This window comes from Trinickia sp., assembly GCF_036503415.1.
Classification (GTDB): domain Bacteria; phylum Pseudomonadota; class Gammaproteobacteria; order Burkholderiales; family Burkholderiaceae; genus Trinickia.
In genome coordinates, this window is the sequence record NZ_DASXWY010000067.1 from 1 (window position 1) to 22,055 (window position 22,055).

Here is a 22,055-nt window from a genome sequence, read left to right on the forward strand (position 1 = left end):
GCAGGCCGAGGTGCTGAGCGGATCGGCGGGACTGTGCCGGCAGCTCGACAAGAGCGGAGCGCGTATCTTCGTCGAGCTGTCCTATCATTTTCTGGACTATGCGGGGCATGACGCCTGTTTCGTGACGGCAATCAACGTGACAAGGCGAAAACACGCCGAGCTCGCGTTGCGTCTGCGCAGCAAGGCGCTCGATGCCATCGGCAACGGTGTGTTGATCATGCGGCCGACCGATGCGGGCAACGTCATCGAATACGCGAACCCTGCGTTCGAGAAGATCACGGGATTTGCGCGAGAGCATATCGTCGGGTGCGACCTGAGCACCGTCGACAGCCGATTCGGTCATCACGCGGTCGTCGCGGCGATCGGCCGCAGCCTCGTGCAAAAGGCGGACCTCTCGACCCTTTTGCGCAGCCGCCGGGAAGATGGCAAGACGTATTGGAACCAGCTGCATGTTTCAACGGTTCATCCCGAAGATGAACCCCATACGCATCACATCGCGGTCATCAACGATGTCAGCGAGCTCATCGAATCGCGCGACCTGCTGCTCAGGCAGGCACGGTTCGACGCACTGACGGCGCTTCCGAACAGAGTCATGCTCGCCGAACTGCTCGACCAGGCCATTCGGCAAAGCGACGCGTTCGCATTGCTTTTCATCGACATCGATCATTTCAAGGACGTCAACGACAGCCTGGGTCACGGCGCGGGCGATGCGCTGCTGCGCGAAGCCGCAATCCGGCTGGCGAGTGCGATCGGCGCCGACGATGCCGTCGCGCGGTATGGCGGCGATGAGTTCGTTGTCCTGATCGATTGCACGAAGCGCGACGATGCACTTCAAGCGGCGCTCGAACGTGTGAAGCGGGCATTCGACGCACCGATCGCGATAGACGATGTCCAATTGCACGTGCAATCGAGCATCGGTGTGACCTGCTATCCGACGGATGGCGCCGATGCGGAATCCCTGCTTCGGAATGCGGATCTCGCGATGTATCGCGCGAAGGCGCTCGGCCGCAACAGCATTCAGCACTTCAGGGCGGAGCTCGCGCACGAGGCCAAGCGCCGGATCCTGCTGTCGCGTCGGCTGCGCGAGGCCTTGGCGGCCGATGCGTTCGAGCTCGTCTACCAACCGCAGATCGACACAGGTTCGATGACCGTGACGGGCGTCGAGGCGCTGATCCGGTGGAACGACGAGGAGCTTGGCGCGGTCAGCCCCGCATCGTTCATTCCGCTCGCGGAAGAACTCGGTCTCATTGCATCGATCGACGAGTGGGTCCTCGATGCGGCCTGTGCTCAGGCCAAGCTTTGGGAAAACGTGCTGCCTGGGGTGCGCATGTCGATCAACGTTTCGCCGCGCCAGCTCGCACGGCGGGACTTTCACCATACGGTGCGTCAGGCGCTGGACAAGGCGCGGCTTTCGCCGGAGCGCCTGGAGATCGAAATCACCGAGCGCGCATTGGTTGCGCAAGGCGCGCTGCCGACACTGCGGGCGCTGAGCGAGATCGGCGTAGCGATCGCGATCGACGACTTCGGCTCCGGTTATTCGAGCCTGTCGTATTTGCGCAGCTTTCATGCGGACCGGCTCAAGATCGACATGTCTTTCGTGCACGGCATCGGCAAGAGCCGAGAGGACGAAGCAATCATCAAGGCAATCCTGGCGCTCGCGCACAGCCTGCATTTCGAAGTCGTCGCGGAAGGGGTGGAAACGGCCGATCAGCTGAATTTTTTGGTCGGCGTGCATTGCGATGCAATTCAGGGGTACATTTTTTCGCCTCCCGTTTCGGCAAAGGATGCACCGGAGCGGATCGCATGCCTTGGTTGCACCCCTTCTCGATTAGTGAATCTTGTCTAAATCCGTTTTTTTCGCTTACACCTATTCGCGTTTATTGCTTCACTTCATGTCGCTGGCGGGCGGCGGGCTCCGCGCGCTGCCTGACCCAAATCAGATCATTTCCGATGGACGAATCGGAGGGGGCGACATGACAGGACCGATCAAAAGGGCGGTGTTTTCCGGCGCCATAGTGCTTGCGTCGATCGTTGCGACGTGGCCGGCCGGTGTGGGCGCGGCGCGAGCGTCCCAGACGATCTCGGCGGCTGTGTCAACGGCGGCCACCGTTGCCACCGCTGGCGCGGCCGATTCCTATGCGGCAACGCGCTACCCCATCGTGCTCGTGCACGGTCTCACCGGGACGGACCGGTACGCGAATGTGCTCGACTATTGGTACGGCATTCCGCGCGATCTGCAATCGCATGGCGCGGCGGTTTATGTGGCGAATCTTTCGGGTTTCCAGAGTGACCTCGGTCCCAATGGGCGCGGCGAGCAGTTGCTCGGCTTCGTCAAAGAGGTGCTCGTGGCGACGGGCGCGCAAAAGGTCAACTTGATCGGGCATAGCCAGGGTGGCCTCAGTGCGCGCTACGTGGCGGCCGTGGCGCCGGAGCTCGTGGCGTCGGTGACGACGATCGGCACGCCGCATCACGGCTCAGAGTTCGCCGACTTCGTGCAAGACGCGATGCGCAAGGACCCGACGGGGCTCGCGCAACCGGCCATCGCGCAGCTCGCCAACGTCCTCGGTGTATTGCTGAGCAGCAATCGCAATACGAACCAAAATGCACTCGCGGCGTTGCATGAGCTGACGAGTGCCGGCGTCGCTTCCTTCAATGCGGCGGTGCCGAGCGCGGGCCTGGGCGCGCCCGGCAGTTGCACGACGGGCGCGGCCACCGAGACGGTGGGCGGCTACACGCATTACCTCTATTCGTGGGCAGGCACGGCCATCGAGCCGAAGGGGTCTCTCTTCGGGGTGCGCGGCGCGAAAGACACGAGCGTGTCCGGTGCGCTCGATCCCGCTCTGTTCGCAGATCCGGGCACGCTGGCGCTTTTCGGCACGGGCACGATCATGGCCAACCGCAACGCGGTGCCCAACGACGGACTCGTCTCGCTGTGCAGTGCGCTCTATGGCAACGTGCTCGGCACTCACTATCACTGGAACCATCTGGACGAAATCAATCAACTGTTCGGTCTGATTGGGAGCAACGCGGAAGACCCGGTCGCCGTGATTCGCACGCATGCGAACCGGTTGAAGCTGCAGGGACTGTAGCGCGTGGCCGGCGGTTCGCGCAGCAGCGCAGGCTCACGCTTGCGCTCGTTCCTGTCGTGCAGTGCTTTTCGAGCCGTTGCAGCAACGCTGAGCGCCCTTGCGGCGTTTGCGTTCGTGGTTTGGTGCGTGGATCTCTCCATGGCCGACGGTCTCGCCAATCACGCAACGAAACCTGTCGGACGTTCGACGCTGTCGCGGCACTCGAGCGCCGGCGAGCGCGAGGCAATTTCGCGGTCAGCCGGGCCAAGCGCGGCAACATCGGGCGCGGTCGAACCGCGGTCGCTGTCCGGATCGATGGCGCCGCGCTTGCCGCTCGATGTCCGGGGACATTTGGCCGTCACGCGCGCCGCGCGAGACTTCTTCGACTATTTCCTGACGGCTCGTCACGAAGTGACGCCCGAAGTGCTCGATGCCATGGTCAGGCGAGCGATTGCGGCGCAGCTCGAGGGCAGCATTGCCCAATCGGAAGCGCTCGATCTCTGGCAGCGCTACCGTAGCTACCTCTCCGGGCTGGCCGATCTCGCGCCGCTGCAGGTTCCTGCTATCGAGCGCGTCGCCAGCGCAAATGCGGACGCATTGCAGGCGGCGTTCGATGCGCGGGCGTCGCTCGCGAGCCGCACGATGGGTGCTGCGTGGAGCGAAGCCTTCTTTGGCGAGCAGTGGCGAACGACGGCTTATGCGCTCGCGCGCTTGCGAATCGCCAGCGATCCGACGTTGACGGACGAGCAAAGGGCCGCACGACTCGACGCATGGAGGCAATCGTTACCGGCCGAAGAGCGCGCGTCGCTCGAGCGCGAGGCTAAAGCGCAAGCGAGCGTGGACACGATCGCCGAATTGGCCCGGCAGCAGGGCTCGGCCGACGAATTGCGCGCGCAAGCCACTCAGGCGTTGGGTGCTCAGGTGGCCGAGCGGATCGTGCAAATGCGCAGGCATGACGACGAATGGCGTGCACGATATGCCGATTACTCGGCGCAGCGGGCGCAGATCGATGCGATGGGGCTCTCGGCCGAGGCCTACGAGGGGCGCGTGACACAACTGCGCGAGCGGATGTTTCCGATTGCGGGCGAGCGCGTGCGTGCGGCAGCGCTCGATGCGGGGGCTGCGCGGTAGCGGATTCATCAACGTGTGCGGGGCTACGCGACGAGAGCGCGGTGCAGGCGAGCGCGAGCTCATGCGACCCGCTCGGTGCGGCGCTTGCCGAGCTGGCTTTCAATCGCGCGTGCCAGCGTATCGAAAGTCGGCGCCATTTTATCGTTCGGTACGCAGGCATAGCCGAGCAGCAGGCCGCGCCGCGCAGCGTGTTCGGCGCTGTAGTAGGCCGAGAGCGGCCGCACGATCACGCCGGCTTCGAACGCCGCGGTGGTCACCGCGCGATCGTCGGCCGAGTCGGGCAGCCCCAGCACGAGGTGAAGGCCGGCTTCATCGCCCATCACGGGTAGCGCGTCGCCGAAGCGCGACGCGATCGCATCGATGAGCAATTGACGGCGCTCGCCGTAAAGTGTGCGCATGCGGCGTACATGCGACGTAAGGTATCCATCCATGATGAACTCGGCGAGCACGGCCTGGTGCATGAGCTGGCCTTCCCGATACAGTTCGGCTACGCCGGTACGAAACGTATCGACGAGATCTTCAGGCGCCACCATGTAGCCGATTCGCAGCCCCGGGTACAGAATCTTGCCCAGGCTGCCGACGTAGATGACCCGTCCGGCCTCGTCGAGCCCCTGCAACGACGCGATCGGCCGGCTGCCGTAGCGGAACTCGCTGTCGTAATCGTCCTCGACGATCCACATTCGATGCTGACGCGCGTATTCGAGCAGCGTGCGGCGCCGCGCGAGGCTCATGACCATGCCGAGCGGATATTGATGGGAGGGCGTGACGACGGCGAGCCGCGGCGGTTCTTTCAACGAGGGTTCGCGCGGGTTGAGTCCTTCGTCGTCGACGGGCACAGGCGTGAGCGCGAGCCCGGACGACTGCAACACGCTGCGCGCGCCCCAATAGCAAGGTTCCTCCACCCAGGCGCGATCGCCGACATCGGTCAGAAGCCGCACGGCGAGATCCATGGACTGATGGATGCCCGTCGTGATGATGATCTGATCGGGAGAGCACTTTACGGAGCGCGCGACGCGCAGATAATCGGAGAGCGCTCGCCGCAGCGGCCGGTAGCCGCCGCCCGGCGCATAGGTGAGCAGCTCGGGGTTGGCCTCCTTCCAGAGCCGCGCTTGCAGGCGGCTCCACGTGCGAGCGGGAAATTCCTTGACATCGGGGACGCCCGGCATGAATGCGCCCCATTGCTTCGGCGCCACGCCGGCACGCGCGATCAGCTGCCGGCCGCGGTTCGAGAGGAGGGGTGCCGCGGCGTTGCTCAGGGTTTTCCCTGCGGCGGAGCCGGGAGCCGTGCCTGTTTGCACGTTCGGCGTATTCGCCGCACCGGCGCCCTGATCCGTTCGGGCCGCGGGTTTGACGCGCACGGCTGCCGCGTCCGGGCGGGTATCGGCAACATAAGTGCCGCTGCCCGTGGTGGAAAGCACGTAGCCTTCGGCGGTCAGTTGGTCGTAGACACGGAGCACCGTATTGCGCGCAATATCGAGGTCTTCGGCCAGCGTTCGTGAGCTCGGCAGCTTGGTGCCGGGCGCGAGTTGCCCAGTGAGAATGGCCTGTTGGACCAGCCGCAGCACCTGGCGGTACATCGGTTCGGTCGTACCGCGCTCGAGCCGCGCGCCGAGCCAGTCGGACAAGATGATCGTGTCCAAAGTGGTTCCTCTCGGAATAATGAAATGGCTCCGTTGAGTGGAACCGTAACAGATTATATTGGATCGCACAGGAAGCGCGGTGCGCAACTGTCGATGGAGCCATTCGGGAGGAGACGATGAAATCGGAACAAGTGATCGTTAGCTTTCGCGGCGTACGCAAGACGTACGACGGCGAGACGCTCGTCGTCAAGGGGCTCGACCTCGACATCTACCAGGGCGAATTCCTGACGCTGCTCGGGCCGTCCGGTTCCGGCAAGACCACTTGCCTGATGATGCTTGCCGGCTTCGAGTTTCCGACCGGCGGCGAGATCCGGCTGGACGGACAACTGCTCAACACCGTACCGCCGCATAAGCGCAATATCGGCATGGTGTTCCAGAACTATGCGCTTTTCCCTCATTTGACCGTTGCCCAGAACGTCGAATATCCGCTGACCGTGCGCAAGCTCGGCGCGTCCGAGCGCGCGGCGCGCGTGCATGACGCGCTCAAGATGGTGCGCATGGAAGCGTTCGCGAAACGCTATCCGGCCCAGCTGTCGGGCGGGCAGCAGCAGCGCATTGCGCTTGCGCGCGCGCTCGTATTCGAGCCGCGCCTCGTGCTGATGGACGAGCCGCTCGGTGCGCTCGACAAGCAACTGCGCGAGCACATGCAGCTCGAGCTGAAGGCGCTTCACGAGAAGCTTGGCGTCACGTTCGTCTACGTGACGCACGACCAGGGCGAAGCGCTGACGATGTCGGACCGCGTAGCCGTCTTCGACAAAGGGATCGTCCAGCAGCTCGATACGGTCGACCGGCTCTACGAATCGCCCTGCAACGAGTTCGTCGCGAACTTCATCGGCGACAGCAATACGCTGCACGGCACGATCGCCGGCGTGGACGGCGAATTCTGCCAACTGCGTTTGCGCGACGGCACGCACGTCGTTGGCCGCAATGTCGCCAACGCGATTGCCGGCGCGCCGGCCATTGCCTGCATCCGTCCCGAGCGCTTGCGGCTTGCGCAGGGGGGCAACGGCGCCACGAGCGGCGGCCGCAACGGTCACAATGCGCTGGCGAGCGAAGTGCGCGGCCTGATCTATTTCGGCGACCACGTGCGCATGCGCTGCGCCGTGCCGCAACAGGACGAGTGCTTCGTCAAGGTGCCGCTCGGTACCGAGGCGATCGATGCGTTCGAGCCGGGGGCGCCGATCGCGCTCGAGTTTGCTCCTGAACACCTGCGCGTTTTTGCTTGACCCGCGCGAAGCCACGGTTTCGCGCGCGCTGCACATTACCCGTCGCCGTAGTGGCGGATCCGCCCACGAAGAGGAGAACCCAGATGAAGACCAACATGATTTCGCTGCACCGTAGCGCTGTGACGGTGGCCCTTGCCGCCGCCGCGACGCTTTCGTTCGCGGCGGTAACGCAGGCCGCCGAGCTGACCGTCGTCAACTTCGGCGGCGCGAATGCCGACGCACAGAAGGTGGCTTACTACCAGCCGTTCGAGAAGCAGACCGGCGACAAGGTCACGGCCGTCGAATACAACGGCGAGACCGCCAAGATCAAGGCGATGGTGGAAGCCAAGCACGTCAACTGGGATGTCGTGGAAGTGGAATCGGGCGACCTGGGCCGGGGCTGTGACGAAGGTCTGTACGAGAAGCTCGACTGGTCGAAGATCGCGAAAAAAGACCAGCTCATCCCCGAATCGCCGCGCACTTGCGGTGTCGGCTTTTTCGTTTGGTCGACAGCGCTGGCCTATAACGCCGACAAGCTGAAGACCGCGCCGACCGGCTGGGCCGATTTCTGGGATGTGAAGAAATTCCCGGGCAAACGGGCCCTGCGTAAAGGTGCCCGCGGCAATCTGGAGTTTGCGCTGATGGCCGACGGTGTCGCGCCGAAGGACGTCTACAAGGTGCTCGCCACGAAGGCAGGTCAGGATCGCGCGTTCAAGAAGCTCGACGAACTGAAGCCGAACATTCAGTGGTGGGAAGCCGGTGCGCAGCCGCCGCAGTTTCTCGTTGCGGGCGACGTCGTGATGTCTTCCGCCTTCAATGGCCGGATCAGCGCGGCGCAAAGCGAGGGTAAGAATCTCAAGGTCGTCTGGAACGGCAGCATTTACGATCTCGACTATTGGGTCATTCCGAAGGGCTCGCCCAACAAGGCGCTGGCCGAGAAGTTCATCGCCTACACCGTGTCCACCGATCCGCAGAAGGTCTACGCGCAGCACATCACTTACGGTCCCGCCAACCGCGGCGCGATCAAATCGCTCGACGCTAAAACGCTGGCCAATCTGCCGAATTCGCCGGCCAATGGCAAGAACGCCGTGCTGCAGGATGCGGCGTTCTGGACCGATTACGGCGACGAACTCGAGCAACGCTTCGCGGCGTGGGCCTCGAAGTAAGCGGCGAGACGATCTGAAGCGACACCGCGGCGCCGCCCGCTCGCAAGAGTGGGTGGCACGCAGCGCGAGAGGCACGGTGGGAGATGAGCGTGAACACGATGACGATCACGGGCGAGTTGAATGCGGCGGCGAGCGCTGCGCTCAAGCGTGAACTGAGGGCCGCACAGGCTCGTAAGCGGGCAGTGGCTTTGCTCATGATCGCGCCGCTCGCGGTGTTTTTGCTGCTGATTTTTGTCGTCCCGATCGGAGCGCTGCTTACGCGAGCCGTCGAGAATCCCGAGGTCGCGGGTGCGTTGCCCAAGACGGTTGCGCAACTGCGCCATTGGGATCGCAAGAGTGCTTTGCCCGACACGGCCTATGCCGCGCTGGCGGCCGATTTGACTACGCTCGAGGATGGCGAGTCGCTCGGCGGTCTCGCGCGGCGGCTGAACGTTGAAATCCCGGGGTACCGCTCGCTCGTTGCAAAGACTGCGCGGGCGATGCCGCTCAAGGACGATGCGGGTCAGTTGCTCCCGCCCGAGCAGATTCGCGCGAGGATGATCGAGATCGATGGGCGCTGGGATGACGCGCGTTACTGGCGTGCGATTGCGAAAAATGGGTCGCGTTACTCGCCGTTTTACCTGCTTGCCTCGCTCGACCATCGGCAAGACGCGTTTGGCCATATCGAGGCGACCGATCCCGATCAACGCATCTATCTGACGGTTTTCGGGCGGACGTTCGTCATCAGTGCCGTCGTAACGCTGGCCGCGCTGCTGCTCGGCTATCCGCTCGCGTACTGGATTTCGACGCTCGACGAGCGGCGTGCCAATCTGGCGATGATCCTGGTGCTCATTCCGTTCTGGACGTCGATTCTCGTGCGTGTGGCGGCCTGGATCGTGCTGCTGCAAAGCGAAGGGCTCGTCAATCGCACGTTGCAGTCGCTGGGATTGACTCATGCGCCGCTCGCGCTGTTGTTCAATCGGGCGGGCGTGTACATATCGATGACGCACATTCTGTTGCCTTTCATGATTTTGCCGCTCTATAGCGTCATGAAGGCGATTCCATCGACTTATCAACGTGCGGCCGTTTCGCTGGGCAGCCATCCGTTTGCCGCCTTTTGGCGCGTGTATGTGCCGCAGACTTATCCCGGCATCGGAGCGGGTGCGCTGCTCGTCTTCATTCTGTCGATCGGGTACTACATCACGCCTGCATTGCTGGGTGGGCCCGACGACCAGATGGTCAGTTATTACGTGGCCTACTTTACGAACGTGACGATCAACTGGGGGATGGCATGTGCGTTGGGCGGTCTGTTGCTTGCAGCCACGCTCGTGCTTTATGCGATCTATGGGCGCTTTACGCGTGCCCAGCCGAGCCTTTGATTTGGTTTCCCGTTGACGGGTAACGGGAACGGAGCTGAACATGAGATTCGCCAAACCGATGTTTGCGCCGCATACGTCGCTCATCGAGCGCATTTGGTACTTCGGGCTACGTGGCCTGGCCGCGCTTACATTGCTTTATCTGGTGTTGCCGGTGCTCGCCATCGTGCCGCTTTCATTTTCGTCGAGCACGTTTCTGGTCTATCCGATTCCGAGCTGGTCGATGCGCTGGTACGTCAATCTCGTGACGTCGGGCGAATGGCAGCAGGCGGCCAAGAACAGCTTTATCGTCGCGCCGTCGGCGACGCTCCTCGCAACGGTTCTTGGCACGCTCGCGGCGCTCGGTTTGGCCAAGGCGAATTTTCGCGGCAAGGCCGTGCTGATGGCGATTTTGATTTCGCCGATGATCGTGCCGGTGATCGTGGTCGGTGTCGGCATGTATTTGTTCTTTGCCCCGCTCGGGCTGGCGAACACCTATGCGGGGCTCATCATGGCGCATGCCGCGCTGGGCGTGCCGTTTGTCGTGACGACAGTCGGGGCGACGTTGCAGGGCTTCGACGGGAATCTCGTGCGGGCGAGCCTATCGCTGGGCGCCAATCCGACGCGGACCTTCTTTCGGATTACGCTGCCCGTGATTGCACCTGGGGTGATATCCGGTGCGCTGTTTGCGTTTGCGACTTCGTTCGATGAAGTCGTGGTGACGCTGTTTTTGGCCGGGGCGGATCAGACCACGCTGCCGCGGCAGATGTTTACTGGTATCCGCGAGAACATCACGCCGACGATAGCCGCGCTTGCCACGATTCTGATCGTGTTCTCGACGTGTCTGCTGCTCGTGCTCGAATGGTTGAGGGGGAGGAACGCGGCGCGGGCGGTGGCGTAACCGGAAGAGCATCGAGTCGCCCTATCGACGCGAGCCGCCGTACCTCGATCACGTCATTTCTGGCAGCATTGCGGGAACCTTGCGGCCAAACGAGGGCCTCAGAATCGATCCGATTGCGCCCGAACGGCGCCCGCCCATTCGAACGACATGATCCGCACACCTCGACAAAGACGTATTCCGCGCCGCGCGCCGCTCTGTGCCGCGTTGCTTTTCGCCTGCCTTCCGGCCGGCGCCTTCGCACAAGCCGCGCCCGCTGCGCCGGCCAGGTCGGCCATGCCCGCATCCGCTCCCGAGCAGGCACCCGTAGACCCGGCGGCCTTCGATAACTGGAAGGCGCAGTTCCGCAAGGATGCGATTGCGGCCGGCATTACAGAGCAAACGTTCGACCGTGCGTTCGCCGATGTCGCTCCAGATCCAGCGGTGATCGCACGGGATCAGGCGCAGCCCGAGTTCGTCACGCCCATCTGGGACTATTTGGACAACGTACTATCGGCTCCGCGAGTACAGCGCGGGCGCGACGCGTTGGCGGCCAATATTTCGACGCTGGCGGCAGTGTCTTCGCGTTATGCGCCGCCGCCACGAATTCTTACCGCAATCTGGGGAATCGAAAGCAACTACGGTCAGCAAATGGGAGATCTGCAAGTCATCAGATCGCTCGCCACGCTGGCGTACGACGGACGCCGGCGTGCCTTCGCTCAAACAGAATTGATCTCTGCGCTGAAAATTCTCCAGCACGGGGATGTGACGCCAGGCCAGATGTTGGGCTCGTGGGCTGGCGCAATGGGGCAGACGCAATTCATCCCGTCGACTTACAACCGCTACGCAGTCGATTTCGACGGCAACGGCAAGCGCGATATCTGGACGTCCAGCGGAGATGCATTGGCGTCAACGGCCAATCTGTTGCAATCGCTCGGCTGGCAAGCCGGCGAGCCCATCGCATTGGAAGTCACACTTGGCGACGGCTTCGATTATGCGCAGGCCGACCTCGGCATCAAAAAGACGGTAGGCGAGTGGACTCGTGCGGGCGTGCGCCCCATTGGCAGTTCACCGTCGTCGTTACGCGAAGACGAGCGAGCATCGGTGCTCTTGCCGGCAGGGTATAAAGGCCCGGCATTTCTCGTGTTCGACAGCTTCCGCGCGATTCTCGGCTACAACAACTCGACGTCCTACGCGCTCGCCGTGACGCTGCTTGCTCAGCGTTTCGACGGGCAGGGGCAGGTGCGCGGCACATGGCCGAAGGACGATCCGCCGCTTGACCGTCCCGGTCTGACGCTGCTTCAAACTTTGCTCGGGCAGCAAGGTTACGACGCGGGCACGGTGGACGGTATGCTGGGGCCGGCTACGCGTGCGGCCATTCGCGCCTTTCAGGCAAAGAACGGACTGCCCGCCGATGGGTATGCGAGTGCCTCGCTTCTCGAACGAGTGCGCGGTCATTGATTCGGCGCATGCGGCGCAGGTTTGCACGCGGTACCGAGGCGAAGTTTTGCGGATATGTAAACTTAGAGTTCATCGCGGTGCCCGCGTCAATAGTTTCCGTATGTTCAAAACTATTGACGCACGACCGCCGTCACCGGTGCGATTCGAGGAATCTTCTCAGGCGAGCAATCCCCGCGTCGATCCGCTCTACATCGCACGCGTAGCACCAGCGCACGAATCCTTCGCCTTCGGGCCCGAACGCGCTTCCCGGCGCGAGACCGAGCCCCGCCTCGCGTACCAGTGCTTTGCATAGTGCAAGGCTCTCCTTCGCGCCCGGCATGGAGAAAAAGACATACATGGCGCCGGGCGGCGACGCGGCATCGATACCGGGCAGAGCCCGCAGCGCCGCAACGAGATGATCGCGCGACGCGCGCAACGCGCGTACGAGCGTACGAGGGGTCTGCCCATCGTCGCCCAGGGCAGCGATCCCTGCCTGTTGCACGAACGCCGGCGCGCACGACGTGTTGTACTCGATGAGCTTCGCGAGGTCGTCCATCAGCGATGCCGGGGCGACGAGCCAGCCGAGGCGCCACCCGGTCATCAGATAAGCCTTCGAAAACGAGTTCACGCAGATGACCCGCTCGTCCCGCGACGCCAGATCGAGAAAAGACGGCGCACAGACGTCCTCACGAGCGTCGTCGTAATAGAGACGCTCATAGACTTCATCGGCGACGATCCAGATTCCGTGCCGCCGGCAGTGATCGAGTACCGCTTGCTGCTGCTCGCGCGGCATCACCCAGCCCGAGGGGTTGTTGGGTGAATTGATGATGACGAGGCGCGTATCGGGCGTCAGTGCTCCGATGAGGCGATCGACGTCGAGCTGCCAACCGTTTGCGCCGTACTCGAGCGACACCGTCTCGACGCAAGCGCCCAGAATTTTCGGCATTTCGACGATGTTCGGCCACAGCGGCGTGACCGCGACGACCTTGTCGCCCGCGCCGACGACGAGTTGCGATGCGAGCATCAGCGCGTTGACGCCGGCGCTCGTGACCGCAACATGGCCAGCATCGGTCGGACCATGCCAGGCCGATACGTGGCGAGCTATTGCCTCGCGCAATGGCGCGATACCGAGGTTGTGCGTGTAAAAGGTATCGCCGGCAGCCAGCGCGGCGCACGCCGCATCGCGGATGAATCGTGGCGTGGCGCGATCCGACTCTCCGAACCAGAACGGCAAGACGTCCGGATTTCCGAAGCCTGCGTTGGCCACCTCGCGGATTTGCGAAGGTCGCAGCGCGCGAACCGCTTCGCGCGCATGGGGTACGCCGACGAGCGGTGCGCTCGGTGATGAAAGTTTTGTCATGGACACATATCGCCGCGCCCGGACCGGGCGCGGCGCCTGCGGACAACGTTGCGAAGGTTACGCCGCCAGCAACGAGCGCAGCACGTACGGCAGAATCCCGCCGTGCTTGTAGTAGTCGACTTCGATCGGCGTATCGATGCGCAACAACACCGGCACGCGCTGCGTCTTGCCATCCTTGCCATGGATGACGAGCGTGACCTCCTGCTGCGGCTTGAAGTCGGCTCCGAGGCCCTCGATATCGTACGTCTCTTCGCCCGTGATGCCGAGCGATTGCACGCTGTCCGATCCCTTGAACTGCAGCGGAAGCACACCCATGCCGACGAGATTCGAGCGATGAATCCGCTCGAAGCTGCGTGCAACGACAGCTTTCACGCCCAGCAGTTGGGTGCCCTTGGCGGCCCAGTCGCGCGACGAGCCCGTGCCGTACTCTTCGCCCGCAAAGACGATAGTCGGCGTGTCTTGGTCGATGTACTTCATCGCCGCATCGTAAATGGAGAGCTGCTCGCCGCTCGGCTGGTGAATCGTCAAGCCGCCTTCCACGCGCGTCCCGTCGGCCTTCGGCGGAATCATGAGGTTCTTGATCCGCACATTCGCGAACGTGCCGCGCATCATGACGTCATGATTGCCGCGGCGCGAGCCGTAGCTATTGAAGTCGGCCTTTTGCACGCCATTCGCCTTCAGCCACTTGCCGGCCGGCGAGTCTTCCTTGATCGAGCCGGCAGGGCTGATGTGGTCGGTCGTCACCGAATCGCCGAAGACGCCGAGGGCGCGCGCGCCCGTGATGGCCGGAATCGAGTTCGCCGGCTGCATCGAGAACTCGCTGCCGAAGAAGGGCGGCTCCGCAATGTAGGTCGACTTCGGCCAATCGTAAACCTGGCCTTCCTCGCCTTCGATCTTGCTCCAGAGGTCGCCGTCCTTCGTCAATTGCGAGTAATTGGTGCGGAAGGCATCGGCGTCGAGCGCAAACTTGAGCAGCGCGTTGACTTCCTCGCTCGACGGCCAGATATCGCCGAGATAGATGTCCTTGCCGCCCGTGCCCTTGCCGACAGGCTCCGTCATCAGATCGCGCGTGATCGTGCCGGCGATCGCATAAGCGACCACGAGCGGCGGCGATGCCAGGAAGTTCGCGCGGATGTTCGGGTGAATGCGCGCCTCGAAGTTGCGGTTGCCCGACAACACGGCTGCCGCCACGACATCGTTCGTCGTAATCGCTTCGTTGAGCTCCGGCGTCAGATCGCCCGCATTACCAATACACGTTGTGCAGCCGTACGCGGCCAACTCGAAGCCGAGCTTCGACAGGTAGGGCAAGAGCCCGGTCTTCGTCAGATATTCGGTGACGATGCGCGAGCCCGGCGCGAGCGATGTCTTGATGTGCGGAGCAACGGTCAAGCCGGCTTCGACAGCCTTTTTCGCAAGCAGGCCGGCCGCCAGCAGCACGCTCGGGTTCGACGTATTCGTGCACGAGGTGATCGCCGCGATCAGCACGTCGCCGTTCTTCAACGCAATACCGTTCGACGTCTTGTACGCCGCGTCGAGGTCGGCGGGCTTCTTCGCAAAGCCGTTCTCGCCGACAGGCTTCGAGAACAGCTCGGCAAACGTCGATTTCACGTTGCCGATTTCAATGCGGTCCTGCGGACGCTTCGGACCGGCGAGCGACGGCGCAACGGTGGCGAGATCGAGCGTCACGACCTTCGTGTAATCGATCTGGCCAGCCTTTGGAATGCCGAAGAGCTGTTGGGCCTTGAAGTAGTTTTCGAATGCGGCGATTTCGGCCTCGGTGCGGCCCGTGCCCTTGAAATAGGCGATCGTCTTTTCGTCGACGGGGAAAAAGCCCATCGTCGCGCCATACTCCGGCGCCATATTGCCGATCGTCGCGCGATCCGGCAGCGTCAGTGAAGCGGTGCCGTCGCCAAAGAATTCGACGAACTTGCCGACGACCTTCTCCTTGCGCAGCAATTCGGTGATCGTGAGCACGAGGTCCGTGGCGGTCACGCCTTCGCGCAGCTTGCCCTTGAGTTCCACGCCGACAACGTCCGGCGTCAGGAAATACACGGGCTGCCCAAGCATGCCGGCTTCGGCCTCGATGCCGCCGACGCCCCAGCCCACCACGCCGATGCCGTTGATCATCGTGGTGTGGCTGTCCGTACCGACGAGCGTGTCGGGGTAATAGACGGTATCGCCGCCCTCGGCCTTCTTGTGAACGCCGCGCGCGAGATATTCGAGGTTGACCTGGTGCACGATGCCGACGCCCGGAGGCACGACCTTGAACGTATCGAACGCCTGCATGCCCCACTTCATGAACTGATAGCGCTCGTTATTGCGCTGGAATTCCAGTTTCATGTTCAGATCGAGCGCGTCCTTCTGACGGTAATAATCGATCTGAACGGAATGGTCGACGACGAGATCGACCGGCACGAGCGGCTCGATCGCCTTCGGGTCCTTGCCCGTGCGCTTGGCCACGCCACGCATCGCGGCGATATCGGCGAGCAGCGGCACGCCTGTGAAGTCCTGCAACACCACACGCGCGACAACGAACGGGATTTCGTCGACGCGCGCGGCGGTCGGCTTCCAATTGGCGAGTTGCGCGACGTGCTCCTCGGAAACTTTCTTGCCGTCGACATTGCGTAGCACCGATTCGAGCACGATACGGATCGATATCGGCAGACGATCGATCTCGACGTTCAGGGCGCGGCCGAGTTCCGGCAGCGAATAGAACTTGCCTTTGCCGCTTCCGCTATCGAATTCCTTGAGCGTGTTGTGGAGGTTATGGGCCATGGTTTTTCCTAGGTTTGGAGCGAGGAAATGACGTTATGACGTTTCTGAAACCTGATGTTGATACGTTGAAACCATTGCATGCCTGGCGCTAAATCACATAGAGGTCGACGTACTCGTGAACCGGCATGGCTTCGAGCCGTGCCTGATCGAGCGAGACGTCGAGAATCGCTTGCTGCTGTTTGCCGGGAAACCGCCGCGCGAGATTCGTCCTGAACTTCTCGACGAGCAGCGGGATGCCTTCGGCTCGGCGGCGTTTGTGTCCGATCGGGTATTCGACGACGACTTCGTCGAGCGCCGAACCGTCGTCGAAGACGATCGTCAACCCGTTGGGGATCGAACGTTGGTCGGGATCGTGATAATCCTTCGTGAACTGCGGGTCCTCGACGCATTCGATCTTCGCGCGCAACGCATCGATACGGGGATCGGCCGCGAGCGCGTCTTCGTAATCGGCCGCCGTCAGGCGCCCGAAAATGAGCGGTACGGCGACCATGTACTGAATGCAGTGATCGCGATCGGCCGGATTCGCGAGCGGACCTTTTTTGTCGATGATGCGAAGCGCCGCTTCATGTGTGCGGATCGTGATCCTGGCGATGTCGGCAACACGCTTGCCGCTCGAGCGCAGGCGCCCGTGTAACGTCATGGCCGCTTCGACGGCGGTCTGCGCATGGAATTCGGCCGGAAACGCGACCTTGAACAGCACGTTCTCCATCACGTACGAGCCGTACGGACGCTGAAACCGGAATGCGTTGCCTTTGAACAGGACGTCGTAAAAGCCCCAGGTCTTCGCGGTCAGTGCCGATGGGTAACCCATCTCGCCGGTCCTGGCGATGAGCGCGAGCCGCACGGCGCGCGAAGTGGCGTCGCCCGCGGCCCACGACTTGCGCGAGCCCGTATTCGGTGCGTGCCGATAGGTACGCAGCGCGTGACCGTCGACGAACACGAGCGAGACGGCGTTGATCAATTCGTCGCGCGTCAGGCCGAGCATCTGGCCCACCACGGCTGTCGATGCCAGTTTGACGAGCAGCACGTGATCGAGACCGACGCGGTTGAACGCGTTTTCGAGCGCGACGACGCCCTGGATCTCGTGGGCCTTCACCATGGCGACGAGCACGTCGCGCATGACGAGCGGGGCCCGCCCGGCGGCGACGGCGGTACGCGAGAGCCAATCGGCCACGGCCAGAATGCCGCCGAGATTATCGGAGGGATGGCCCCATTCCGCGGCGAGCCAGGTGTCGTTGAAATCCAGCCACCGGATCATCGCGCCGATGTTGAAGGCGGCCTGAACCGGGTCGAGCTGGAACTGCGTGCCGGGCACCTTCGCCCCGTTGGGTACGATCGTGCCCGGCACGATGGGCCCGAGCAATTTGGTGCAGGCCGGATAGGAAAGCGCCTCCAGTCCGCAGCCGAGCGTATCGAGCAGACAATTGCGCGCGGTATCGAGCGCAAGCGCGCTGTCGATCCCGGTGTTCAGGACATAGTCGACGATGTCGACCAGCACCTGATCGGGCTCTGGCCTGACGTTTTCGATCGCGGCGGACATGGAGGAAGGCTGGCGCCCTGGCGCTCAGTTCGACTTCTGGATGGCGGTGCTTTGCGTGGGCGCCGGCTCGCCTTGCGTCATCGACGCGGTCTTGCACTCGTCGGCGAGACGCGCGCTGTCCTTGTCGGAGAACAGCATGGCCTTCGTCGGGATCACGACGAGGTCCATGCCCGTCGCGGCATCGTGGAAGCGATCGGCACCCGTCGTCGTCGTTTCGCGCGGCAGCTTGTAGTTCTTGGTGCCCCAGTGCACGGTGACGATCTGGTCGCGCTTCATGTCGCCCTTGAGCTCGAAGTGCTGGCTTTCAGCGCACGACCATTCGACCGAGCCCTCTTCGATGGGATCGGCTTTCGCGGGCGTGGCGCCCGGCTTGCGTTTGACGATGCGGTGCTTCGGCGCCGGCTTCTTCACCGTGGCCGAATGGGTGCTCGTCTGGGCGGCCGCGTCGGCGCTGACCAGCAGCATCGTGGCGGACAGCGTGCCGATGAGGGAAGCAAGCAGCAATTTCTTCATGGGAATCGAGACCTTTCGAGTAACTTTGAGACGGAAACGGGCCCTGGGTCGATATTCACCGTCAATTGGGACGGGTGCTGACCCCAGGTGGCCGGGTCTTTTGAGACACGGCGGTCGCTATTTTCTCCTATTTGGCCGGCCCCGCGAAAAACGATGCTGTTTCTATTGGTAGCGTTTTGCCCGTCGCTTGCGCGCGGCGCAGTACCGACCAGTAGTAGCGGTAGCTCGCGCGGTCATGCAGCGTGTCGCCGTGACGCGTCGGTCCCCACTGCGCGGCCTGCGCTGCAAGCAGAATCTCGGCGGCGAGCGCGATGGCCTCGTCGCGCGGCGCGAACGCGGCGACGATGACCGGCACTTGCGCGGGATGGATACTCCACATGCGCGTGTAGCCGAATTCGTCGCGTGCCCGCTCCGCATCGGCTGAGACGATTCCCATATCGCGCACCTCGGTGCTCACGTTGTGCGAAGGCACGCGTCCGTGGGCATGGCACGCCGCTGCAATTTCGAGCTTGGCGCGCCGCACGAGCGGATGGTCGAACTGTCCCGGCGAGCGCATGGCCGTATCGGGAATGGCACCGTCATGCGCCGAGACGAAATCCATGAGGCCGAACGACAGCGCCTCGACGGTGGGCAGCGCGGCCAGCTGGAAGACATGCGCGAGTGCACCGTGCGTCTCGATCAGCAGTTGCGTCGGGATCGGCGACGCGATGCCGAGCTCGCGCCGCGTGGCCTCGATGAATGCGCACATCTCGGCCGCATCGGCGACATGGCGAATCTTCGGCAGCGTGATGTAGGCCGGCGCGCGTTTCGCGGCGCGCAGGATGAGCCGCACGTCGTCGCGCCAATGCGGATGATGGAAGTCGTGGATACGTACGCCGACGCGGCCGAACGCATCGTGCTCGCTGCCGATGAGCGACGCCACGAGTTCGGCATGCTCGGCCTCGCGGCCGACTTGCGCGCCATCCTCGCAATCGAGCGTGACATCGAAGACCGGCCCGAGCTCGGCCTGCAGCGCGAGCGATTTGAGCATCAGCTTTTCGCTGCCCGCATAGTGGTCGCAAACGGGCAGGACGCTCGGCGGAGCTTCGCCGTCAAACAACACTTCGGCGGGGGAGAGGGCGCGCATCTTCGGCGTCACAAAGCGTCAGTCGTCGTGAACAAGAGCGGATTCGGGCGGGCTCTGCGGGTACGTGCTCGAACGCAAGGATGAAAGCCAAAGCGCGCGCGAATCCACTGCGAAGTCTTGCGGGCGGCGGCGCGTCTGTCAAAGCATGCTGCCAGCGCGCCGCGCACTGCAAGAACTACTCAGGCACGGCGCACCGGTTTTTGCACGCCCGCTGCTGCGGGCGGACCGGCGCGCCGGGCATCGACCGCGATCAGCCGAGCAGATGCTGAACGCCGTCGCGCTCTTCGAGCAGTTCGTTGAGCGTGAAGTCCATCTTTTCGCGCGAGAAAGCGTCGATTTCAAGGCCTTCCACGCGCTTGTACTCGCCGTTCTCGCAGGTGACGGGCACGCCGTACACGATGTCTTCGGGGATGCCGTAGGATCCGTCCGACGGGATGCCCATCGTGACCCATTTGCCGTTCGTACCGAGAATCCAGTCACGCACGTGGTCGATCGCCGCATTGGCCGCCGAGGCGGCCGACGACAGGCCGCGCGCCTCGATGATGGCCGCGCCGCGCTTGCCGACGGTCGGGATGAAGACGTTGCGGTTCCACTCGTCGTCGTTGATCAGCTTGGTGAGCGATTGGCCTTCGGCCGTCGCGAAGCGGAAATCGGGGTACATCGTCGGCGAGTGATTGCCCCACACGGCGAGCTTTTCGATCGATGCCACAGGCTTGCCCGACTTGGCGGCCAGTTGCGAGAGCGCACGGTTATGATCGAGGCGCAGCATGGCGGTGAAGTTCTTCTTCGGCAGATCGGGTGCCGACTTCATCGCGATATAGGCGTTGGTGTTGGCCGGGTTGCCGACCACGAGAACCTTCACGTCGCGGCTTGCCGCTTCGTTGAGTGCACGTCCCTGCACCGTGAAGATTTCGGCGTTCGCGGAAAGCAGGTCCTTGCGCTCCATACCCTTCGAGCGCGGGCGGGCGCCGACGAGCAGCGCGACGTCGGCATCCTTGAAGGCGACCTTCGGGTCGTCGGTCACGACCACGCCCGCGAGCAACGGAAACGCGCAGTCTTCCAGTTCCATTACGACGCCTTTGACGGCGGCTTGCGCTTGCGGCAGATCGAGCAGTTGCAGGATGACGGGCTGGTCCTTGCCGAGCAGATCGCCGTTGGCGATGCGAAAGAGCAGCGAGTAACCGATTTGACCTGCGGCGCCGGTGACGGCAACGCGCTTAGCGGACTTAGCCATTGAGAACTCTCCAGGACGATGCGTTGGTGCGTTTTGACTAGGAAAACGCCATTTTATGCGCGTTACGCGAAGCGTGTAGGCCGAGCGGCTCTGGGCGAGCGGTATGCCGATACGCGGCGCGCCTCGCGGTTCGCGCTGGAGTGTAGGAGCGCAGTGGAGCAAAGTCAACCTTATCTTATGTCTTATATAAGACACATGAATCGATACGAAGACCTGGACGCGCGAGCCGCGTTTATGTTGAAATGCGCGGCATGAATGCGAACCAGGCGAGCGCTGCGAATCAGAACGGCCAACCCGAAGACGGGCCGGCCGGGAACGCCACTTCGCCGACGTTCAGCCCGCTTTACCGGCAAATCAAGGCACTTATCACGCAGAGTCTCGAGTCCGGCGAATGGAAGCCCGGCGAGATCATTCCCAGCGAGGTCGAGCTGGCGGTGCGCTACAAGGTGAGCCAGGGGACGGTCCGCAAGGCCATCGACGAACTCGCGGCCGACAATCTGCTCGTGCGCCGTCAGGGCAAGGGCACGTTCGTTGCGACGCACAACGAAGAGCGCGCGCAGTTCCGCTTTCTGCGATTGCTGGCCGATGACGGCGCCGAGCACGCGCACGTGAGCCGGCTGCTCGAATGCCGGCGTTTGCGCGCGCCGGCCGAGATTGCGCGCCAACTCGAATTGAAGCCGTCCGATCCGGTCGTCCAGATCCGGCGCTTGCTCGAGTTCGACGGCGCGACGACGGTTTTCGATGAAATCTGGTTGCCCGGCGGCGTGTTTCGCGGCCTGACGTTCGAGCGGCTGAGCGAATACAAGGGGCCGCTTTACGCCATGTTCGAAGCGGAGTTCGGCACGCGGATGATCCGCGCGTCCGAGAAGATCCGCGCCGTGGCGGCCGAGGCTCCGGTTTCCGAACTGCTCGGCGTGCCGGCAGGATTTCCGTTGTTGTCCGTGGAACGCGTGTCCTATACGTACGGCGATCGCGCGGTCGAAGTGCGCCGCGGTTGGTATGTCACAACCGGGTACTACTATCAGAACGATCTGAGCTGAGGCGCTGCGGTGGCCATGCCAAGAGCGGCCAAGCGCTGCCAAACCCGCGCTGCGCGGGACATGTTCGGCTCGGCGCCGCATCCGCGCGGGCGGCCGCCGCAACAGGGTTCGAGGTTTTTCGCTGCGCCGCGGTATGAAAAGGCGCTAAAATCGCGGGTTAGTGTGACTACATAGTAGGGGTCTAGTATGGCAGAAGCCGTAAAAAAGCCGAGGCCGGAGTTCCGGAACATCGGCATCGGTCAGATATTGACGGCGTATCGTCTTCCTCTGGCGGGGCGTGTATCGATCCTGCACCGCGTGAGCGGTGCGCTATTGTTCGTATTCCTTCCGTTTCTGCTCTACCTGTTCGATCAAAGCCTCACCTCCGAACTGAGCTTCGAAGTCTTCAAGCTCTTTCTCTCCAACATCCTCGTCAAGCTCATCACACTCGTGCTCGCGTGGGCTTTTCTCTTTCATTTCTGCGCCGGTATCCGCCATTTGCTGATGGATACGAACCACGATGCGGTCTCGAAGGAGAGCGGCAAGCGCACTTCCATCGTTGTGTTCGCAGTCTCGTCGGTCCTCACGATCGCCTTCGCGCTCAAACTGTTCGGAGCATTCTGAGAA

The 22,055-nt window shown here is 63.1% G+C and carries 17 protein-coding genes; 10 read left to right on the plus strand and 7 right to left on the minus strand.

What is annotated here, in order from left to right; genetic code table 11:
* The 3 genes from VGL01_RS09315 to VGL01_RS09325 all read left to right on the plus strand — a co-directional run.
* Positions 1 to 1,846: putative bifunctional diguanylate cyclase/phosphodiesterase (locus tag VGL01_RS09315; RefSeq protein ID WP_331568600.1), on the plus strand; the 1,846-nt coding region annotated here is incomplete at its 5' end.
* A 127-nt stretch (positions 1,847 to 1,973) separates the two neighbouring features.
* Positions 1,974 to 3,089: an esterase/lipase family protein gene (locus VGL01_RS09320; protein WP_414720209.1), complete on the plus strand. Its 1,116-nt coding sequence runs from the start codon at positions 1,974 to 1,976 to the stop codon at positions 3,087 to 3,089.
* A 138-nt stretch (positions 3,090 to 3,227) separates the two neighbouring features.
* On the plus strand, positions 3,228 to 4,199 hold the full coding sequence (locus VGL01_RS09325) for a lipase secretion chaperone (RefSeq protein WP_331568602.1): 972 nt from the start codon (positions 3,228 to 3,230) through the stop codon (positions 4,197 to 4,199).
* Positions 4,200 to 4,258: 59 nt separating this feature from the next.
* Here VGL01_RS09325 and VGL01_RS09330 read toward each other — a convergent pair whose 3' ends face one another.
* Positions 4,259 to 5,839: a PLP-dependent aminotransferase family protein gene (locus VGL01_RS09330; RefSeq protein ID WP_331568604.1), complete on the minus strand. Its 1,581-nt coding sequence runs from the start codon at positions 5,837 to 5,839 to the stop codon at positions 4,259 to 4,261.
* A 116-nt stretch (positions 5,840 to 5,955) separates the two neighbouring features.
* On the opposite strand from VGL01_RS09330, the gene VGL01_RS09335 reads away from it, so the two are divergent.
* From VGL01_RS09335 to VGL01_RS09355, 5 genes are all read left to right on the plus strand, one after another.
* Positions 5,956 to 7,065, plus strand: a complete 1,110-nt coding sequence (locus tag VGL01_RS09335) for an ABC transporter ATP-binding protein (protein ID WP_331568606.1) — start codon at positions 5,956 to 5,958, stop codon at positions 7,063 to 7,065.
* A gap of 83 nt (positions 7,066 to 7,148) precedes the next feature.
* The gene (locus VGL01_RS09340; RefSeq protein ID WP_414720210.1) at positions 7,149 to 8,210 is read left to right on the plus strand and encodes an ABC transporter substrate-binding protein; all 1,062 of its coding nucleotides are present in this window, start codon (positions 7,149 to 7,151) and stop codon (positions 8,208 to 8,210) included.
* A gap of 98 nt (positions 8,211 to 8,308) precedes the next feature.
* The gene (locus VGL01_RS09345) at positions 8,309 to 9,568 is read left to right on the plus strand and encodes an ABC transporter permease (protein WP_331568665.1); all 1,260 of its coding nucleotides are present in this window, start codon (positions 8,309 to 8,311) and stop codon (positions 9,566 to 9,568) included.
* Between the two features lie 40 nt (positions 9,569 to 9,608).
* Positions 9,609 to 10,445, plus strand: a complete 837-nt coding sequence (locus tag VGL01_RS09350) for an ABC transporter permease (protein ID WP_331568608.1) — start codon at positions 9,609 to 9,611, stop codon at positions 10,443 to 10,445.
* A gap of 273 nt (positions 10,446 to 10,718) precedes the next feature.
* On the plus strand, positions 10,719 to 11,882 hold the full coding sequence (locus VGL01_RS09355; protein WP_331568610.1) for a lytic murein transglycosylase: 1,164 nt from the start codon (positions 10,719 to 10,721) through the stop codon (positions 11,880 to 11,882).
* Between the two features lie 130 nt (positions 11,883 to 12,012).
* Here VGL01_RS09355 and VGL01_RS09360 read toward each other — a convergent pair whose 3' ends face one another.
* The 6 genes from VGL01_RS09360 to VGL01_RS09385 form a co-directional block, all read right to left on the minus strand.
* Positions 12,013 to 13,221 (minus strand): pyridoxal phosphate-dependent aminotransferase, encoded by a 1,209-nt coding sequence (locus VGL01_RS09360; RefSeq protein ID WP_331568612.1) that lies wholly within the window; start codon positions 13,219 to 13,221, stop codon positions 12,013 to 12,015.
* Positions 13,222 to 13,278: 57 nt separating this feature from the next.
* Positions 13,279 to 15,996 carry an aconitate hydratase AcnA gene (acnA, locus tag VGL01_RS09365; RefSeq protein WP_331568614.1) on the minus strand — a complete coding sequence of 906 codons (2,718 nt, stop codon included), beginning with the start codon at positions 15,994 to 15,996 and terminating at the stop codon, positions 13,279 to 13,281.
* 88 nt (positions 15,997 to 16,084) lie between these two features.
* Positions 16,085 to 17,536 (minus strand): bifunctional 2-methylcitrate dehydratase/aconitate hydratase, encoded by a 1,452-nt coding sequence (locus VGL01_RS09370; RefSeq protein WP_331568616.1) that lies wholly within the window; start codon positions 17,534 to 17,536, stop codon positions 16,085 to 16,087.
* A 24-nt stretch (positions 17,537 to 17,560) separates the two neighbouring features.
* A complete protein-coding gene (locus VGL01_RS09375; RefSeq protein ID WP_331568618.1) occupies positions 17,561 to 18,049 on the minus strand; it encodes a hypothetical protein in 489 nt (162 codons plus the stop codon).
* A gap of 127 nt (positions 18,050 to 18,176) precedes the next feature.
* Positions 18,177 to 19,175 carry an HpcH/HpaI aldolase/citrate lyase family protein gene (locus tag VGL01_RS09380; RefSeq protein ID WP_331568620.1) on the minus strand — a complete coding sequence of 333 codons (999 nt, stop codon included), beginning with the start codon at positions 19,173 to 19,175 and terminating at the stop codon, positions 18,177 to 18,179.
* Between the two features lie 250 nt (positions 19,176 to 19,425).
* On the minus strand, positions 19,426 to 20,409 hold the full coding sequence (locus tag VGL01_RS09385; protein WP_331568622.1) for a malate dehydrogenase: 984 nt from the start codon (positions 20,407 to 20,409) through the stop codon (positions 19,426 to 19,428).
* Between the two features lie 242 nt (positions 20,410 to 20,651).
* Between VGL01_RS09385 and VGL01_RS09390 the strand changes: the two genes are divergently transcribed.
* Entirely contained in the window at positions 20,652 to 21,449 is a 798-nt protein-coding gene (locus VGL01_RS09390; RefSeq protein ID WP_331568624.1) for a GntR family transcriptional regulator, read from the plus strand.
* A 186-nt stretch (positions 21,450 to 21,635) separates the two neighbouring features.
* Positions 21,636 to 22,052, plus strand: a complete 417-nt coding sequence (gene sdhC, locus VGL01_RS09395) for a succinate dehydrogenase, cytochrome b556 subunit (protein ID WP_331568626.1) — start codon at positions 21,636 to 21,638, stop codon at positions 22,050 to 22,052.
* Positions 22,053 to 22,055: the final 3 nt, after the last annotated feature.

Coding starts and splice junctions, on each gene's coding strand:
- VGL01_RS09320 (WP_414720209.1), top strand. CDS start 1,974: ATGACAGGACCGATCAAAAGGGCGGTGTTTTCCGGCGCCATAGTGCTT.
- VGL01_RS09325 (WP_331568602.1), top strand. CDS start 3,228: ATGGCCGACGGTCTCGCCAATCACGCAACGAAACCTGTCGGACGTTCG.
- VGL01_RS09335 (WP_331568606.1), top strand. CDS start 5,956: ATGAAATCGGAACAAGTGATCGTTAGCTTTCGCGGCGTACGCAAGACG.
- VGL01_RS09340 (WP_414720210.1), top strand. CDS start 7,149: ATGAAGACCAACATGATTTCGCTGCACCGTAGCGCTGTGACGGTGGCC.
- VGL01_RS09345 (WP_331568665.1), top strand. CDS start 8,309: ATGACGATCACGGGCGAGTTGAATGCGGCGGCGAGCGCTGCGCTCAAG.
- VGL01_RS09350 (WP_331568608.1), top strand. CDS start 9,609: ATGAGATTCGCCAAACCGATGTTTGCGCCGCATACGTCGCTCATCGAG.
- VGL01_RS09355 (WP_331568610.1), top strand. CDS start 10,719: ATGCCCGCATCCGCTCCCGAGCAGGCACCCGTAGACCCGGCGGCCTTC.
- VGL01_RS09360 (WP_331568612.1), bottom strand. CDS start 13,221: ATGACAAAACTTTCATCACCGAGCGCACCGCTCGTCGGCGTACCCCAT.
- acnA (WP_331568614.1), bottom strand. CDS start 15,996: ATGGCCCATAACCTCCACAACACGCTCAAGGAATTCGATAGCGGAAGC.
- VGL01_RS09370 (WP_331568616.1), bottom strand. CDS start 17,536: ATGTCCGCCGCGATCGAAAACGTCAGGCCAGAGCCCGATCAGGTGCTG.
- VGL01_RS09375 (WP_331568618.1), bottom strand. CDS start 18,049: ATGAAGAAATTGCTGCTTGCTTCCCTCATCGGCACGCTGTCCGCCACG.
- VGL01_RS09380 (WP_331568620.1), bottom strand. CDS start 19,175: ATGCGCGCCCTCTCCCCCGCCGAAGTGTTGTTTGACGGCGAAGCTCCG.
- VGL01_RS09385 (WP_331568622.1), bottom strand. CDS start 20,409: ATGGCTAAGTCCGCTAAGCGCGTTGCCGTCACCGGCGCCGCAGGTCAA.
- VGL01_RS09390 (WP_331568624.1), top strand. CDS start 20,652: ATGCGCGGCATGAATGCGAACCAGGCGAGCGCTGCGAATCAGAACGGC.
- sdhC (WP_331568626.1), top strand. CDS start 21,636: ATGGCAGAAGCCGTAAAAAAGCCGAGGCCGGAGTTCCGGAACATCGGC.